This window comes from Chryseobacterium sp. MEBOG07 (assembly GCF_021869745.1).
GTDB lineage: Bacteria > Bacteroidota > Bacteroidia > Flavobacteriales > Weeksellaceae > Chryseobacterium > Chryseobacterium viscerum.
In genome coordinates this window covers 3436261-3453551 of record NZ_CP084579.1, presented here as the reverse complement: position 1 = coordinate 3453551, position 17291 = coordinate 3436261, and the positions used below count along the sequence as shown (strand labels likewise).

Sequence of the window (17291 nt, the reverse complement as noted above, 5' to 3'; positions counted from 1 at the left end):
AGTTTTGGCTGAAGCCAATGGGATTGCTGATATAATAAAAAACGGGCTAAAGCCCGTTCCTATTGAATGTTTTTCTTGCAGTTTTGGGAGATTGAAGAAGGTCATTATTCCAAAAAGCCTATCCGTACAGTTTGTCATTCCGTAGGAATCTAAGCAGACTTTTTTAAGAGTTCTTTTTACAATTTTACTTTTTCATCCCATTAATGCCTGTTATCACAATTAATCGGGAAATCCTTCTCCTTTTTATCTAAAAAGCTAATGGAAGGACAGCCAAAAGACTGTGCAATAAATCCAAAAACAACAGGAGGTTTTCCTTTGAAAAGATAGCCTGTATATTGGAATTTATTGGCTTCGTCTGCATCTATTCCATAAAGCGGTAAGAACTCACCACCATCACTTTCGGCGAGAGAAAATGTCTTCTCAGAAATCTTCTCATTATGATCATTGATGACGACTAATTTACGTTCTACAGTATTCCCTTCTTCAAGATAATCCTGCAGGTAATAGGTCATATTTTCATATTGTGACTGGTAGGTTTTTCCCAGAATCAATTTTGAAGGGCTAAAATATTTCTTTGACATATCCGTATTGGCTTTTTGCCATTTTACAGCCTTCATTTTATTTTCCACGAAAGGATTTTTATTCCCAAAATAAGCGATGGCATTATTGAACCGGTCGTAGTCCGGTATCTTTTGGTGAGTGGCCACCTGAAAGCCCATCATATAGGACTCAGGATCAAGTTCTTCACTATCTGAATAAGGACTTAAATAAGCTACAGCTTTTAATTGGCTGATCGGCATTCTTTGAAGTTTATTAGAACCATATTCATAAATATACAACGAGTCATTCTCAGTAAGATGAATGCCGTTAAGCAGTTTTTTTCTGCTGGGAGCATCCAGCTCAAAATGCTGGCGTTCTTCAAAAGTCATCTGCTTCTGATTTTTGATGATATCAGCCGGAATGGGCGGAGTATCCTTAAAGATATCTGAAACAGAAATAAAAATATCCATATCGGAATCTTTTTCAGCTGATGAAATGGTAGACAAGCTGAAAATATTAAAATTTTGATAATCTATTTTCTCTTCTGTTTTTGTTGTTTTTACAGAGTCATTAGCTGCTTTTGTGGTTGTGACACTTGTTTTTTTGTCATCTTTCTTACAGCTTACAATAGCTAATGGAAAAGATAAAAGCACTAGAGCTGTATTGATCTTCATAATTCTTCTTAACATGAGTATTGTGTTTAATTATAATTTATAATAAGGTTCTGAAAAGTATTTGCTCGGTTTGATGTAAGCCATTTGCCTCTCCATATCGAAGATCCAGATAAACCTGCGGAGCATATCTGCCCCGAAATAATTTACATGCTGGGTTTTCAGATCACCTGAGAAAAAGCCTGCTGAAACATCTTTGAACACGATATTTCCCAACTTGAAAAAAGGCAGAATTCCCTGTTTCGTAATCATACTTTTTCCTGCTGAGTTTTTCAGGGTTTTTTGTCCCGTCACTTTTAATTTTTTATCAAGTTCCTGCTCTTCAGCAAAATCATTGCTGTATAGAATACCTCCTGAATAACCGGATTGAAGGACAAAATAAGCCTCTTTCTGATGTTTTCCATCCACAACGTTATCCGCTGCTATATAAAAGGCTTCATGGTCTAAAATTATTTTTATGGGCTGGAATCCACTTAGATCAGGTTGATGCTTCTGATCATACATGACAAATTGGTTATTGTCATAATCGATCTTAAAAGCTTTACCATCAAAAATCCCGGTTCCAATTTTCCCGTCAGCTTCATGTCCTGCTAATTGGTTATCAAAAAAACGGACATCCTTTTGAGTTACTTTCCCTATTTCTATGATATTATCGTCGCTTATTTCCTCTTTGTTGAAAATAATGTGATCCGCTTTTCGCTGGCGTTCGGGTGAAATAGCACAATCTTTCATGGCAATCTGGAACATCAGATCCAGGGAATCCTTTTTGTTGACAAGGGTTTTTACAATGATATTGTTATGTTTTGTAATCCGGAAAGGGATGGTTTGCTGTGCTTTCATACCAGACAGTCCGGCAGAAAACAGTATCAATAGGACTGTTCTTTTGAGCATTTTAGGTGATTAGTGTTTTAAAAATTTAAAATTACCCATTATCTTTGGAATAGCAAATAGTAAAATGAAATGGTTGAAAAATTGCTTCAAATCGGAATCCATTGGGAAAAGAAAGAATTCAAGAGAAATGAGTTCCTCAAGATTTCAGGCAGTACGGACACCGACATTTATTATATTGAAAGTGGGAGTGTCCGGATCTTTATGATGGATGAAAATGAGGAAAGAATCATTCGTTTTGGATACATCGGAAATCAAATTGAAACTGGGAGATACCTTCCGTTTTGTTATTTATCATAATACAAGGCATATGGAACAGATAAAAAGAATAGTAATTCATAAAAAAGAACATAGGGTTTTCAAAAAGGCTTAATTTTAACTTAATGGAAATCATACACCAAAAAAACATATCAACCCCTCTGGGAGAAATGATTGCCTGTGCTGTTGATCAGGGGATTTGTCTGCTTGAATTTACGGACCGGAAAAATATTGAAAAACAGCTGAAGGCCTTATCAAAAGCTTTGAATGCAGAAATTGTAGAAGAAGAGCATCTTCATTTCCGACAATTGGAAGATGAATTGAAAGAATATTTTGAAGGGAAGAGAAGCCACTTTGAAGTTCCGTTGTTTATTACGGGAACAGCGTTTCAGGAAAAAGTATGGCAGCTTCTCCGTGAAATTCCGATGGGGGAGATAAGAACTTATAAGCAGCAATCAGAATTTCTTGGAAATCCGAAAGCGATACGTGCGGTAGGAACAGCCAACGGAATTAATAAAATTGCCATATTAATTCCCTGCCATCGTGTAATAGGCTCAAATGGTGAATTGGTAGGCTATGCCGGAGGTATCTGGAGAAAACAAAAATTATTGGAACTGGAAAAAGCGATCTTGTTTTAGAAATAGTAAAAAATATTTTTATCCCTATCTTTCACCACTTAAAATAAGTTTTTCCATCTTTTTATGAAATCGAAAATCCCGGCTATTTTAATTTTTTCCAGACTGATTATTGGGTTTGTCATCATTTCTTTAAGTCTTCTCAAAATAGAAAACTATCAGATCATTGCTGTCGTTCTTTTATCCATAGGATTATTGACTGATATTTTTGATGGTATTATAGCAAGACATCTTCATATTTCGACTCAGAAACTCAGACGTCTGGATTCTACTGTTGATCAGATCTTTTTCGTCTCGGTAGGAGTGGCCACTTATATTCAATGTCCAATATTTTTCGAAACAAATGCTTACAAAATAGCCATTCTTGCAGGATCTGAAGTTCTTATTTATCTGGTAAGCTTTTTAAAATTCCGAAAAGAAGTAGCAACACACTCTATCGGTGCCAAAATCTGGACTTTACTACTTTTTGGAACATTAATTCAGGTTATTTTACAATGCCAGTCAATTGTTTTATTTAACCTTTGTTTTTGGATTGGTCTGATTACGAGAGCGGAGATTATAGCGATTCTTTTAATACTCAAAACCTGGACTAATGATGTTCCTTCTGTTTTTCATTCAATCCAGCTCAGAAAAGGAAAAGAGATTAAAAGAAGTAAAATTTTTAATGGCTAATATTGATTTTAAAAAGGATTTGGCCGGAATAAAATGTTAATAGAAAAATATCGGTAAAACGAAAATTATTGAAATTAGAGAAAGCTATTTTATTTTGATTTTCGTAATTTTAAGCAAAAATTTACACGTGAAAAATTTAATAGCAGCAGTTTGCATTTCAATTTCAGCATTCAGTTTTGCACAAGATTATTCTGTACCGGCAGCAAGTCCGCGTCAGAAGGTCGAGCAGCAGTTTTCAATGTCTAAAATCTCTGTCGACTACGGAAGACCAGGAGTGAAAGGACGTAAGATCTTTGGGGAATTGGTTCCTTATGGCCAGGTTTGGAGAGCAGGAGCTAACTCATCTACGAAAATTACTTTCGGACAAGCCGTTAATTTCGGTGGAAAAACTGTACCGGCAGGAACATACGGACTATTTATTGTTCCTACAGAAAAAGAATGGAAAGTGATCCTGAATAAGGATTTCCAACAATGGGGTGCTTACACTTACGATCCTAAACAGGATGTAGTGGATGTTATGGTACCGGTTAATAAACTGACTGACAAACAGGAGTGGTTTGAAATTACTCTGAATCCTACAGATGAAAACTCAGGGAACTTAGTGATCAAATGGGATATGGCTCAGGCAGAAGTTCCATTGAAGCCATCAAAATTAGATACAGTAATCAAGATTTCTGACAAATTAAAAGAAATCAAGAAAATAGAATCTGATTCTACTAAAAAGAGCTAAATAATGAATTTTTCTATTCAGCCTGTTTTAGAGAATGAAGAATTTCAATTAATCCCCTTACAGCAAGGGGATTTTGAATCTTTATATGAAGTAGCTTCCGATCCTAAAGTTTGGGAACAGCATCCCAACAAAGACCGTTACCAGAAAGAGGTTTTTAAAAACTTTTTTACAGGAGCTATGGAGAGTGGCGGTGCTTTCAAAATTATAGAGAAAGCTACCGGAGATGTATTGGGAAGCAGCCGTTATTACGACTTTGATGAAGAGGATAGTCATATTTTTATTGGATATACTTTCTATGGGACAAAATCCTGGGGTAAAGGGATCAATCCGCAGGTTAAAAAGCTGATGCTGGATTATATCTTTCAGTTTGTAGATAAGGCTCATTTCCATATCGGAAAAGAGAATTTTCGTTCTCAAAAAGCTTTGGAAAGGCTCGGAGGGCAAAAAATAGCCGAAGAAGAAGTAGCTTATTTTGCAGAGCCTACAAGAACCAATTTTGTATATGAAATCAAAAAAGGAGACTGGGTATGAAAAAATATAAAATTCAGCAATCTCCATTTGTAGTTCCTACTACAGACGGAAAACTGATTGAAGAACATTGGGGAAACTCCACTGGAAATTCTAATGTTTCGATTGCTCATATGGTAGCCCCTCCGGACTGGAGTGAACCTCATCAGACCCCTGAATTTGATGAATTTACTTATATTATTTCAGGGAAAAAGCAATTTGAAATCGATGGTGAGACGGTAGTCCTGGAAAAAGGACAGAGCATTCTTATTGAAAAAGGAGCGAGAATTCGGTATAGTAATCCGTTTTCGGAACCTTGCGAATATCTTGCGATCTGTCTTCCTGCATTCTCTATGGAGCTTGTGCACAGGGAAGAATAAGGAGATTAAAAAAGTTGAAAAAAAATAGAAAGGCAAATTTGCAAAACAGCAGATTTGCCTTTTTTCTTGCTGAAAACTACTATTTCATTCTTTTAATAATCCGGAGAAACTCATCTTTTTTCCTTTGTGATACCTGTAAAGAAGTTTCGTCACTCATAATGATATAGCCACCCCGCCCGCGGATATATTTTTCAACATGCTGGAGATTAATCAGGTGTTGATGATGGATGCGGACAAAACCCTGCTCTTTCAGTGTTTCTTCAAAATAGGCGAGGGTGTGGGATACCATCATTTTTTTTCCTCCTTTGAAATAGATCAAAGTATAATTGTCATCAGCCTGAAGGCGCACAATATCCATGGTATGAACGTAGACGAGACCTTCCATGGTTGGTAGTGCTATTTTGCTCTGCTCTGCAGGACTTTTAATATGATGGAGCAGGGCAGATAACTGCTGGATTTTATTTTTATCTTCCAAAAGCTTAGCCACCTTATTGACAGTGATGATCAATTCATGAATCACAATGGGCTTCAGAAGATAGTCCACCGCATGATGTTTGAATGCCTGTACAGCATACTGATCATAAGCGGTAACAAATACCGTATAAAAATTACTATCGGATACCTTTTCAAATAGTTTAAAACCGTTTTCAACAGGCATATTGACGTCCAGAAATACTAGTTCCGGGGATGTTTCTTTGATGACCTCAGCGGCTTCATTTACAGAGGCGGCTTCCCCTGCTATTTCAATATCCGGGCAATATTTGGATAAGAATCGAAGAAGGGTTTCACGTGATTCCTGTTCATCGTCTACTACAATAGATTTTATTCTGCTCATAGAAAAGGAGTGTTTTTGATGGTTATTTTGACGATTGTTCCCTGTGTGGAGGGGCTTATGGTATTTTTATCAGTAATTTCAGTAGAAATAGATGTTCCATAGAGTTCATTGATGGCGGAAATTCTGCCGGCAGTAATTTTCAAGCCCATAGATTTATAATCGTCCGGTCTGCTGTCAAATTCACGGGCTTTTTCAAACCCAACGCCGTTGTCTTCTACAATGCATATGATAGAATCTTCGCTCCGGGTACAGGAAATCCGAAGAATTCCTCCTGTTTTCAGATGTCTCAATCCATGGCTGATAGAGTTTTCGGTATAGGTTTGAAGCAGCATGGTGGGGATTTTTAATTGTTCCAGTCCGGTTTCTACTGAAATCTCATATGTAAAGTGATTTTTAAAACGCATCTGCTCCAGTTCAATATAAGTTTTCAGCATAGCCATTTCTTTATCAATCGTATTCCAGTGCTCTTTGGAGTGGGTGAGGGTCTTTCGGATCAGGTCAGAAAAGGCAGCCATATAATAATTGGCATTCAATTCATCTTCTTTACCATAATAATTCTGGATGGCATTCAGGACATTGAAGATAAAATGAGGGTTGATCTGAGCGCGGAGAGCCTGCATTTCCAGTTCAGCAATCATTTTTTTTCTTTCCGTTTTCTCCGCTTCTTTTTTGCGGATAATATTGACACGGTGTCTGTATATAATAATAATGAAAACCAATAATAACAGGAATATTCCTCCCATAAACCAAAGTTCTTCCCAAAATGGAGGTTTTACTGCAATAGCCAGTACAGCGGGTGTTTTATTCCATATATTATTTTTTCCGGAGGCCCAGATGTTGAGGTGATAATTACCGGGCTTCAGAGCCCCTAGATTTAATGTACTTTCTTCTGTAATCACCGTATCATTCTCTGCTCCCGACAGAAGATATTTATACTTAATATCCTTTTCATCCAGATAAGAAATAGCTGTATAGGAGATCTGTGCGTTATTCTGATTGTATTTCAGGCTGATCTTTTTAGGATAATAAACGATGCTGTCTCTGAAGGAGGCTTTCAGGAAATACACTTTATAAGGATGGCTTTTGCTGACCTGATCCTGATTGATGACAATAATCCCATTCGACGTAGCAAGAAAGGCTTTTCCTTCGCCAAACGTAATCGCATTGATCATATGACTCGGAACTCCGTCGGCAGCTGAAAAGTGATAAATAGAGTACTGCATGTGATCATCAAAGGTGACTCTGGATAATCCTTTGTCTGTATTGATCCATAGTCTTTCCTTCTCGTCTATATAGGCTTTTTCACAAATATTACTGATGAGTCCATTGGTTTTATTCAACTTAATTACTTTCTGGCCATCACGAATGAAAATACCATCAGAATGAGTGCTGATAACAAGTCTGCCTTTCAGGAAATTCAGTGAGGTGATACGGTTTCTGCCTAAGGCCGGATCCTGAATGAATTTATGTAAAGCTGGATTATAATAGAATAACCCCTGCAAAGTTCCCAGCCAATAAATTCCCCTGGAGTCAATAGCAGTAGCGGGAGCTGCAACGGAGGTGTTCAATTTGGGAAGTTGAGTAAACTTTCCGGTATTAATATCATAGACAAGATGATTTCTATTTTGAGTACCGGTTTGGCTTATCAGTATTGTATTATTTCTGATAGCTGCTGATTTCTCAGAAAACTCCAGAATTTTCGTGTAGGTATTTCCAGTAAGGCTGCATTTAAATAATCCCCGGTCTGTTCCTGCTAAAAACAGGTCATTATCAATAGATAGAATATATCGGAGTCTGTTCCATTGCCCGTCACCCAGAGTATATAATGGCTTGAAACTATTTTTCTCCCTTATCATAATTGCACTGTTGCTATATCCTGCCAGAAGCTTTCCTCCCGGTAGATACTTTACAGTTAAAACATTATTATCTATGAGTCCGTCAGCTGTAGTATATACTAGTGTTTTATTGGCTGGCTGCATATATACACCTTCATTGGTAGGGTACCAGCAATTGCCTTGTCTATCTATAAAACTGCTATAGCTTACAATGCCTTTCATTGCAATGTATTGGAGATTTTGACCTGAAGGTTTATTGGGGTTATATTCCAAAATTCCGCTGGTGGTGCAGCTCCATATTTTACCGTTTTTATCCACAGTAAGATCAAGGATATTACTAGGCATTTCAATTTTTTCACTACAGATCTGCCTTCTTTGAACACGATATCATACAATAAATTGATATACCTTACATACAAATGTTCATTCAGATAAAAACAAGATCTTACCGCTTTTTCCTTAAATACATGAACTATTGTTGATCCCTGATGATTTTTCTTTATAATCTTTTTCGCGGAAATATAATAATCATTGCCCTGATCAGAAAAATGCAGGTGGGGGATTGTGATGTGCTGTCTTTTGGATTGGAAATATCATTTTTACCTATAATATATTTTTTATGCCGGTTAGAATAAAGATCCCATCTTGGGGCAATATCATAAAAACCGATTCCCCTTTTTTCCATAAGGCGGCAGAGCTTATCATTCTGTACAGAATATACCTTTCCGTTATAGATATAGGTAGGACTTCCGTTATAAGTACTTACCCATAATCGCTGCCAGGAATCTTCCCATGCCTGGAAAGTTTCATTATCCGGAAGTCCGTGATTACTGGTGATGGTTTCAAAATGATGCCCGTCGAACCTGGAAATTCCCCAGCTGGTACAGAACCAGATAAACCCCTTGCTGTCCTGATACACAGAATATACTGTATTGCTGGGTAACCCGTCACTTAAACTATAATGACGAAGTTGGGGCTTCTGACTGTACATCAGCAGGCTATGAAACAACAGGAATAATATGAGACGGTAATGATACATAGTTTTCAGGCTAATATAGAGAAATCTCCAGAATGGGAAATGCCTTAATACATCATATTTACTACTGTTCTGCTCATTCAAAGTATCAATATACTCGATTAGGTTTTTATCCTGCTCACTTACTCATTTGTTCTTTTTTTTTCTTTAAAAAAGAGACAACTTGTACCTGTTTATCGGCAATGGCGTCCCGAATGATAAAGAACGCTATCATTAAAATATACCTTTATGAAAAAAACTCTAACTAAGATCTTTGGATCATCAGGCTCATTTTTAAGAGCAGGAAAAGCAGGCTTTCTTCTTTTTGCCGCTTTATTTTGTAGTACGGCTTTAAGTGCCCAGGTAATAATAATCACTGATCCTGGTGTTCCCTCTCTTCCTTCTAGCACAAAAGTGCAAATAACAAGAGCAACAGGGAATTTGCCATCTCCTGTATCATTGGAAATTAAGTCAGGGTCAACAACAGAAGCTAACACTTTCCTTCAAAACCCACCTACTGGTACTACCAATACCTTTACTTATACATTTCCACAGCTTTTTACCCTTCCGGGAAATCCAGCAGCAGTAAGAACCTTTAGAGTTTCTTTCTCTAATCCTGGAATGACCAGTAGATATTATCCGGTTCCAACTACGATTGGGGCATCTACTACCATTATTCCGGGATTTAAGACAAGTGAGATGGATCGTGGACTATGGTATTGTGCAGGTCCTGATACCAGCTTTGGATATGGAGTAATTCTTACCCGTACCAGCTCCACTACATACCTTATTGAATGTACTAAATTCTTCTGTCATCTATGTGATCCATGTACTCCCATCACTCCAACTGTAAGCAAATCAGGCGCAACTGAGCAGAATAATAAAATGAAACTCTACCCAAATCCAAGTAATGGATACGCAGAACTTGAATATGCGGCTTTAGGAAAAGAATCCATTACTGTAAATGTAGCAGATATAGCAGGGAAAAGCATATACCAATATAAAACAGATGTGACCTCCGGGGTTAATAAACTGCCAATAGATATTCAAACTTCGGTATCCGGAACCTATTACGTCAACTGGCGTTCCAGTAACGGAAACTCCGGATCACTGCAATTGATAAAGAAATAGATATGTACCGGTAAAAACTAATATTGATGAAAAAGGCGCACTAAGGTGCGCTTTTATGATTTATATACCCTGTTAAAAGAGAGTTATTTTCTTAAAACATCTATGGAATCTATAGTTTTTCATAGTTTTTTCAAAATTGATACTGGTTGTTTTTAAATTATTTTGTAAGTTCGCGGGCTTAAAAAAACTATTTAAAATATATGAAAAACAAATTAGCGGCATTACTCATGCTGGGGATCACACTTTCTACTACTTCATGTGCAACTATTTTTACAGGAACTCAGGATTCAATAGCTTTTTCTTCAACTCCTGAAGGTGCAAAAGTATTTCACAAAGGAATCGAAAAATGTACAACACCTTGTACGACGAAAATCCCAAGAGCTTTGGGTAAGCAGATGATTACATTTGAAAAAGAAGGATTTGAGAAGAAAGAAGTAAAATTGACAAAAAACTTTAATGCTGTAACCTTACTGAATATTATTCTGGGAGGTGCTATCGGAGTGGGAATTGATGCGGCTACAGGATCTCTGACCAAATATTCTCCAAAAAAATATGATGTTGAGCTCCAAGCAAAACCATAACTGGATAAAATATAAAGGGAAAAAGTAAAAAGGCAAATTCGCAATGAGCGGATTTGCCTTTTTTATTCTTATTTCAGTATTTCTTTCAGGAACATCAGAGTATGATTCCAGGCTCTTTTAGCCATTATTTCATTATAATCCGGTGATTTCGGATCTGTAAATGTATGTTTTGAATGTGCATAGGTGATAATCTGCCAGTCGGCGTTTCCTTCGTTCATCTCTTTGATGAGGTTATTATAATCATCAGGCGTTACACTTTTATCATCAGCTGGATTTTCAACCAATATTTTAGCATTTAAAGCTTCATTTTTTCTGCTCTGATCTCTCGTAAGACTGCCATGGATGGAAACAACACCTGCAACAGGCAGATGTCCTCTCGCGGATTCTAATGCACCCGTCCCTCCAAAGCAATAGCCAATAACGGCTACTTTGTCAGAAATTGCCCCATTTTTCTTCAGCTGTTCCAATGCCAGTGAAATTCTTTTCTGGTATTCCTGGTAGTTCTGTTTATAATATCCTGAAGTTTTTGCAGCAGATTCATTGTCTGCAGGAATTTTTCCTTCACCATAAATGTCAGCAATAAAGGCAATATAACCTTGCTTTTCAAGTTCAATAGCTGCCGTTTTAGCTTCCTCATCAATTCCTTTCCAGGCGGGTAGGATCAATACTCCCGGAAGTTTTTTTCCTGCATTAGAAGTGATCAGACCATTCAGTTTCTGAGAACCATCCTGATAAGAAACGGTTGTAAGTTTCTGACTGAAAAAGGTACCTGAAGCCATAATCATTGTGGTTAATAAGATTGAACGTATCATAATTAATTATTTTGTAATGTATTGTAAGTAATTCCTAACTAAATTAATAATAAAAATGGTCCCGCATGGACTTTAATTTTTCAGTTGTTCCCACTTCTTATTTTTGTATTCATAGATCACGTTGTTTTGATGATGGCTCACTTTAATTTTATAAGGGGTAATAAAATCTAAGAAGACATCAATAGGGAATTCATGGGTACTTGTTTGCTTACCTTTTAACTTTATCTTGTAGGATACTGAATCATAGTATTTCATGAGATAATCAAAATTTTTGTTGCCTATCATTTTACGATATACATCAATTTTTTCAGGAATAATAGCTGTTGACAGATAGATATCCTTACCGTATTTATTACGAGCATATTCCAGGACGTTTTTATTCCAAAATCTGGTGATCAGAAAATTGTATCCGGGAGACATGCCGTCATCAGGTGTATCGATATCAATATAAGACTTTTTGTCTATGTATTGAATATTGAAAAAAGCCTTTCGACCCACAAGATCTTTTTTAGGTATTTTTTGTACAAGATCATCTAAAACTTTTTTATTGATCAGGTTGTAAATTTCTTCAATGTTTTTAATATCCATCTTGAATTTTTCCATTCGGATATTTACAGTTTCGCTTCCAAGCGTACAGCTTATTACACGGCATCCATTAGAGTGAGCCGGCCCGGGGATGGTAGGGCAATTATCATCTTTATCCAAAATGCCATCCCCATCCGTATCCTCCCATGGACATCCATTATTTTCTGCAGGTCCTTCAACGGTAGGACAGGTATCATCTTTATCTAATATGCCATCCTTATCAGTATCCGGCCAAGGACAGCCATCGTTCTCTATAGGGCCTTTTTTCATAGGACATTTATCAAGATAAAATGGAATATTGTCTTTATCTTCGTCAGAAAGGCAATGCTTTTTATTGAATTCTTTGCGACATTTTTTTAATATTTCCTTGTTTTCAATGTTTTGTGCGTGGGTGTACATTCCCACCAAGATCAATAACCATAAAGTTTTTCTCATATGCATAAAAAATCCTCACCTAAATTAATCAAATATAACTTAATAGTGAGGACGGTAAATACTATAAAATTTTAATTTATTCGAATTGGATGCCCAGATTGATTAATTCCTGTTGCAAATTGGTATCTGGGGTAACCTGAATGGTAATGAATCCCAGTGATTTCGCCATTTCAATATTCTTCGTATTATCATCAATGAAAACCGATTCGTCAGCTTTGATATTGTATCTTTCCAGCAGCACATGCCAGATTTTAGGATCAGGTTTGATGAGTTTTTCTGTTCCGGAGACTACAATTTTACCCTCAAAAATCTGGAAGAAATCATAGTTTTCTAATGCGTAAGGGAAGGTTTCTTCGGACCAATTGGTCAGTCCGAACAGATCATAGTCTGTGTTTTTAAGCTTTCTCAGAACTTCTACGTTCTGTGGGATATCACTTTTCAGCATGACCGTCCAGTTGTCGTAGAAAGCGCGGATTTCTTTTTCCCATTTAGGGAATTTTTTCACTTGTATTTCTGTTCCTTCAGCCAGGCTTCGTCCTCTGTCCTGTTCTATATTCCATTCATCCTGGGCGATATTTTTCAGAAAATATTCCATTCTTTCGTTATCGTTAAAATATTCTTTGAAGAAATATCTTGGATCCCAGTCCATGAGTACACCTCCGAAATCGAATATGATGTTTTTTATTTTCATAATGTTTAATATTATTGTGAAATACTACTTTTTTTGTGAACCACTCCGTCAGAAAAGAGGGATTTTTTACTGCTTTACTCAATATTGGTAAAACGGGAATGATTTTGTGCTACTCCGGTCTGTAAAACTGATACTGCCCGTCTTTATAATAAGCGTTGATATGCTGAAGCCCATTGGTCAGTATGATTTCTTTAGCTCCAATAATGGAATTATATCTGGCCGTTTGTTCAAATGTTTTTTCCGTGAGTTTGATCTGTGGAGCCTTGCATTCGATCAAAATTACAGGTTCCGTTTTTTCAGTAACCAGGAGGTCAATACGTTTGGTAAGACCATTCAAAACGATCTTCTTTTCGGTAATGAGGGCCGATGCAGAATAGGATTTTACAGTAAGATAATAATGTATCCAGTGCTGTCTTACCCATTCCTCAGGAGTGAGCAGAAGATAAGTTTTACGAACCAAATCATAAATAAAAAACTTATCTTTGTCTTTCTTGAATTTAAAATCAAAAGTTTCCTGAAAATTCAGTTTTGGAAGTTCCATTAATAAGATGAAAGAATTAGATTTAATCCTCAAAAATATTAAAAATAAAGAAGTTTTACCTATTTATTTTTTCCACGGAGAAGAAGCTTACTTTATTGATGTCGCTGTAAGAGCTCTTGAACACGGCTTTTTGGAAGAAGATGAAAAAGCTTTCAACCAAACGGTTACCTACGGAAAAGATACTTCTTATCAGGAGGTGCTCTCTCTGGCGAGACAGTTTCCAATGATGGGGACAAACAGGTGATTATTGTGAAAGAAGCTCAGGATTTAAGACTGAATGAAGAGGAAAACAGAATTCTGGAATCTTATGTAGAAAACCCAATTCCTTCTACGGTTTTGGTTTTCGCACACAAACATAAGAAACTGGACAGCCGAAAAAAGGCAGCTAAAGCATTAGACAAAGCCAAAGCGCTTTTCCTGAGTGAGTCTGTAAAGGAAAATAACCTTCCGAAATGGATCTCAGATGAATGCCTAAAGCTTAGCATCAAGACGGCACCCAATATTTCTCATCTTCTGGCAGAATATCTAGGAAACGACCTGTCTAGAATTGCCAATGAACTGAACAAACTGAAGATGATCCTTAAAGAAGGAGAAATCCTTGACGGGGCGATCATTGAAAACCATATCGGAATCAGTAAAGAATACAATATTTTTGAACTTCAAAAGGCTTTGGGAACCAAAAATGCCAATGCAGCCTTTAAGATTGCCCATTTTATGGGGAAGAATCCGAAGAACAATCCTTTTGTAATGATGCTGGCAAGCCTTTACAATTATTTTTCAAACGTTATTATCTACCAGACCATGGCCGGGCAGTCTCCGCAGACGATTGCATCACAGATGGGCGTAAACCCTTATTTTGTCAAAGACTACGCAGAAAGCGCAAGACTTTACCCTTTAAAACATGCCACAAGAGTCATTTCTATTTTACGTGAATTCGATATGAAAGGAAAAGGCCTTGGAGCAGTGAATATGGGCGATGCAGAACTGATCAGAGAACTGGTATACAAGATTATCAATGTAGATAAGATTAAGATGAAGGTATAATACGTGTTGCAGGGTAGCGAGATACGTGATTCGAGACATACCGGTACGAGATATGAAAACAGGAGTGTTAGATTTTGCAATCCGAATCCCAACCCTCCCAACAATCACCATCGAAATTCAACATATCAGATATTGACAAGTATCATTAAAATAACTTTAAAAAGACGGTAAAAATTACGAAATTAGCGGTCTTAATTAAATCTTTTCGAACAAGTAAATTATGGAGCAAAATATTTTAGATTGTGTGATCGTTGGATCTGGGCCTTCTGGCTTTACCGCTGCTATCTATGCAGCAAGAGCAGACTTGAAACCTGAATTGTATACAGGTTTGGAGCCAGGCGGACAATTAACAACCACTACTGAAGTTGATAACTTTCCAGGGTATCCAGCAGGGATTACAGGTCCTGAAATGATGATGGATCTGCAAAAACAGGCAGAAAGATTTGATACCAAAGTTCATTATGAAATGATCACCAGAGCTGAGTTTTCTAAGGAAGTAGGCGGTGTTCACAAATTATATGCAGGAAACAAAGAAATCCTTGCAAAAACAGTCATTATCTCTACAGGAGCTACAGCAAAATATCTAGGTCTTGATGACGAGAAAAAATATGCAGGAGGAGGGGTTTCAGCTTGTGCTACATGCGATGGATTCTTCTACAGAGGAAAAGATGTAGTGGTAGTAGGAGCAGGAGATACTGCAGCAGAAGAGGCTACTTACCTTGCAAAACTATGTAAGAAAGTAACTTTATTGGTAAGAAAAGACGTGTTCAGAGCTTCAAAAGCAATGATTCACAGAGTGGAAAACACTCCGAATATCGAAGTGAAGTTTCACCATGAATTAATTGGAATTGAAGGTGAAAACAGCCTTGTAGAAAGAGCAGTGATTATTAATAATCAGACTCAGGAAAAATCTACAGTAGATGTTGAAGGGATCTTTATCGCAATCGGTCACAAACCAAATACTGATATCTTCGCAGGTCAGATAGATCTTGATGAAAACGGATATATCGTTACTGAAAAAGGTTCTTCAAGAACAAATCTTCCGGGAGTATTTGCTGCTGGAGACGTTCAGGACCATATCTACAGACAGGCTATTACAGCTGCCGGAAGCGGATGTATGTCTGCAATGGATGCAGAAAAATATTTAGCTGAATTACACTAGTAATATTTAGTTTATAGAATACAAAGCGTGCCCAATGGGTGCGCTTTTTTTGTTTTCTGTTTTGTTGGAGAATCAGAAAGGCTTTCAAATTATTTCTGAACCATTAAGGAGACTGAAGTTGTGAAGGAAAGTTAAGGGAGAATCAAAGTCTTGATCATTTTTGAAAACTCTCGCAGATCAAGCAGATTACGCAGATACTAATAAAAATCTGCATAATCTGCAAAATCAGCGTGAGACATTATACAGCATGCAGTTTTATTGAGTAATCGCAAAGGCGCAATGTTTCTTTCAAATTCTCAGAATAGTCTTAAGGTACAAGAGCATCCAAGATTTCCAGCAAGTATAAAACGTTATCAATTTTATCACAGATAAAATCCTTGCGCCTTATAGCAGGCTGCTTTACGATGATTAGCGCCTTTGCGTTTGCCAACAATCTGCACCCTATTAATAGCAAAAATTCAATTAAGATCGTGAAATAGTAACAAAAACATTGATATATTTGTGAAATTGCAAAACAATCCAAACTTGCATCTAAAGAAACTATCAACTGAACAAAAACGAATAAAAAATGAAAAGAGTAACCGCTATCGGAGGCATCTTCTTTAAGTGTAAAGAACCTGAACAAGTAAACGAATGGTACAAAACCCACCTGGGACTGGAAACCAGCCCATACGGGACTAAATTCGACTGGAGAGAAGCAGATTCTGATAAGAAAGGATATACACTATGGAGCCCTTTTAAGGAGTCTACCCAGTATTTTGAGCCTTCCACAAAAGAATTTATGATCAATTACCATGTAGAGAATATTGAAGCCTTGGTAGAAGAGCTGAAAAAAGAAGGCGTAACGATTCTGGACGAGATTGCTACCTATGAGTATGGAAAGTTCGTTCACATTCTGGATCCGGAGGGCAACAAGATCGAATTGTTCGAGCCGGCAGGGGAATAGTACGTCTGTAGACCTATCTTCCTGATTGGTCATTCCGAAAGAATACAGCCTGTTATTCTTATTCAATGGTCAAAAGAATTGTTGAGGTTCCTGCGGAATGACACCATAGAGATGTGGGTTTTATAAATGCAGATTTATCTTTCCATAGAAATCCGGTTATGATCATTCTGAAAAGGATGTATTGGAAAATTACAATTCTGGGAAAAACCACTATTGAATACGGCGGGAAAAATTCCCTTCCTTTGGAGGGGTGGCGAAAATTCAAAGAATTTTTGACGGGTGGTTTTACCTGGTACACCCTTCCACATTGTTGTTCCGACGAAAGAAGAATTTCATAGATCCATAAGATTCTTCCTTCGTCAGAATGACAGTTTTGGAACAGCCAATTTCTCTAATT

The 17291-nt window shown here is 37.1% G+C and carries 19 protein-coding genes and 2 pseudogenes; 12 read left to right on the top strand and 9 right to left on the bottom strand.

Annotated features, from left to right (window positions below):
- Positions 1-200: 200 nt before the first annotated feature.
- Both LF886_RS15925 and LF886_RS15920 read right to left on the bottom strand, forming a co-directional pair.
- Complete coding sequence (locus tag LF886_RS15925; RefSeq protein WP_236850495.1) at positions 201-1229, bottom strand: hypothetical protein; 1029 nt, start codon at positions 1227-1229, stop codon at positions 201-203.
- 15 nt (positions 1230-1244) lie between these two features.
- Positions 1245-2102: a hypothetical protein gene (locus tag LF886_RS15920; RefSeq protein WP_236850493.1), complete on the bottom strand. Its 858-nt coding sequence runs from the start codon at positions 2100-2102 to the stop codon at positions 1245-1247.
- Positions 2103-2171: 69 nt separating this feature from the next.
- Here LF886_RS15920 and LF886_RS15915 point away from each other — a divergent pair, with 69 nt between their 5' ends.
- The 6 genes from LF886_RS15915 (at position 2172) to LF886_RS15890 (ending at position 5281) form a co-directional block, all read left to right on the top strand.
- Complete coding sequence (locus tag LF886_RS15915) at positions 2172-2399, top strand: hypothetical protein (RefSeq protein WP_317207633.1); 228 nt, start codon at positions 2172-2174, stop codon at positions 2397-2399.
- 83 nt (positions 2400-2482) lie between these two features.
- A complete protein-coding gene (locus LF886_RS15910) occupies positions 2483-2995 on the top strand; it encodes a methylated-DNA--[protein]-cysteine S-methyltransferase (protein ID WP_236850492.1) in 513 nt (170 codons plus the stop codon).
- Positions 2996-3058: 63 nt separating this feature from the next.
- Complete coding sequence (locus LF886_RS15905; protein ID WP_236850490.1) at positions 3059-3664, top strand: CDP-alcohol phosphatidyltransferase family protein; 606 nt, start codon at positions 3059-3061, stop codon at positions 3662-3664.
- A gap of 127 nt (positions 3665-3791) precedes the next feature.
- On the top strand, positions 3792-4394 hold the full coding sequence (locus LF886_RS15900; RefSeq protein WP_109738183.1) for a DUF2911 domain-containing protein: 603 nt from the start codon (positions 3792-3794) through the stop codon (positions 4392-4394).
- Positions 4395-4397: 3 nt separating this feature from the next.
- Positions 4398-4925: a GNAT family N-acetyltransferase gene (locus LF886_RS15895; protein WP_124536049.1), complete on the top strand. Its 528-nt coding sequence runs from the start codon at positions 4398-4400 to the stop codon at positions 4923-4925.
- Positions 4922-5281 carry a cupin domain-containing protein gene (locus LF886_RS15890; RefSeq protein ID WP_236850488.1) on the top strand — a complete coding sequence of 120 codons (360 nt, stop codon included), beginning with the start codon at positions 4922-4924 and terminating at the stop codon, positions 5279-5281. The genes LF886_RS15895 and LF886_RS15890 overlap by 4 nt, the downstream gene beginning before the upstream one ends.
- Before the next feature lie 79 nt (positions 5282-5360).
- Here LF886_RS15890 and LF886_RS15885 read toward each other — a convergent pair whose 3' ends face one another.
- From LF886_RS15885 to LF886_RS15875, 3 genes are all read right to left on the bottom strand, one after another.
- Entirely contained in the window at positions 5361-6116 is a 756-nt protein-coding gene (locus tag LF886_RS15885; RefSeq protein ID WP_236850487.1) for a LytR/AlgR family response regulator transcription factor, read from the bottom strand.
- Complete coding sequence (locus LF886_RS15880) at positions 6113-8296, bottom strand: sensor histidine kinase (protein ID WP_236850485.1); 2184 nt, start codon at positions 8294-8296, stop codon at positions 6113-6115. Before LF886_RS15880 ends, LF886_RS15885 begins: the two co-directional genes overlap by 4 nt.
- 154 nt (positions 8297-8450) lie before the next feature.
- Positions 8451-8990 (bottom strand): two-component regulator propeller domain-containing protein, encoded by a 540-nt coding sequence (locus LF886_RS15875; protein WP_236850483.1) that lies wholly within the window; start codon positions 8988-8990, stop codon positions 8451-8453.
- Positions 8991-9215: 225 nt separating this feature from the next.
- Here LF886_RS15875 and LF886_RS15870 point away from each other — a divergent pair, with 225 nt between their 5' ends.
- Positions 9216-10097: a T9SS type A sorting domain-containing protein gene (locus LF886_RS15870; RefSeq protein WP_236850482.1), complete on the top strand. Its 882-nt coding sequence runs from the start codon at positions 9216-9218 to the stop codon at positions 10095-10097.
- 200 nt (positions 10098-10297) lie between these two features.
- Complete coding sequence (locus tag LF886_RS15865) at positions 10298-10678, top strand: PEGA domain-containing protein (protein WP_236850480.1); 381 nt, start codon at positions 10298-10300, stop codon at positions 10676-10678.
- Positions 10679-10746: 68 nt separating this feature from the next.
- Here LF886_RS15865 and LF886_RS15860 read toward each other — a convergent pair whose 3' ends face one another.
- The 4 genes and pseudogenes from LF886_RS15860 to LF886_RS15845 all read right to left on the bottom strand — a co-directional run bounded on the left by LF886_RS15860 (position 10747) and on the right by LF886_RS15845 (position 13742).
- Positions 10747-11490 (bottom strand): dienelactone hydrolase family protein, encoded by a 744-nt coding sequence (locus LF886_RS15860; protein ID WP_236850478.1) that lies wholly within the window; start codon positions 11488-11490, stop codon positions 10747-10749.
- A 648-nt stretch (positions 11491-12138) separates the two neighbouring features.
- Positions 12139-12390, bottom strand: a pseudogene (locus LF886_RS15855) (thrombospondin type 3 repeat-containing protein); the annotation flags it as partial.
- A 196-nt stretch (positions 12391-12586) separates the two neighbouring features.
- Positions 12587-13201, bottom strand: a complete 615-nt coding sequence (locus tag LF886_RS15850) for an HAD family hydrolase (protein ID WP_236850476.1) — start codon at positions 13199-13201, stop codon at positions 12587-12589.
- Positions 13202-13310: 109 nt separating this feature from the next.
- Positions 13311-13742, bottom strand: coding sequence for a type I restriction enzyme HsdR N-terminal domain-containing protein (locus tag LF886_RS15845; RefSeq protein WP_124536035.1), 432 nt, complete (start codon positions 13740-13742; stop codon positions 13311-13313).
- A gap of 7 nt (positions 13743-13749) precedes the next feature.
- Between LF886_RS15845 and holA the strand changes: the two are divergent.
- The 4 genes and pseudogenes from holA to LF886_RS15825 all read left to right on the top strand — a co-directional run bounded on the left by holA (position 13750) and on the right by LF886_RS15825 (position 17232).
- Positions 13750-14786, top strand: a pseudogene (holA, locus tag LF886_RS15840) (DNA polymerase III subunit delta).
- A gap of 220 nt (positions 14787-15006) precedes the next feature.
- Complete coding sequence (gene trxB / locus LF886_RS15835; protein ID WP_103234558.1) at positions 15007-15948, top strand: thioredoxin-disulfide reductase; 942 nt, start codon at positions 15007-15009, stop codon at positions 15946-15948.
- A 568-nt stretch (positions 15949-16516) separates the two neighbouring features.
- Positions 16517-16894, top strand: coding sequence for a VOC family protein (locus tag LF886_RS15830; RefSeq protein ID WP_124536033.1), 378 nt, complete (start codon positions 16517-16519; stop codon positions 16892-16894).
- 158 nt (positions 16895-17052) lie between these two features.
- Complete coding sequence (locus LF886_RS15825) at positions 17053-17232, top strand: hypothetical protein (RefSeq protein ID WP_236850474.1); 180 nt, start codon at positions 17053-17055, stop codon at positions 17230-17232.
- The last annotated feature ends 59 nt before the right edge of the window (positions 17233-17291 follow it).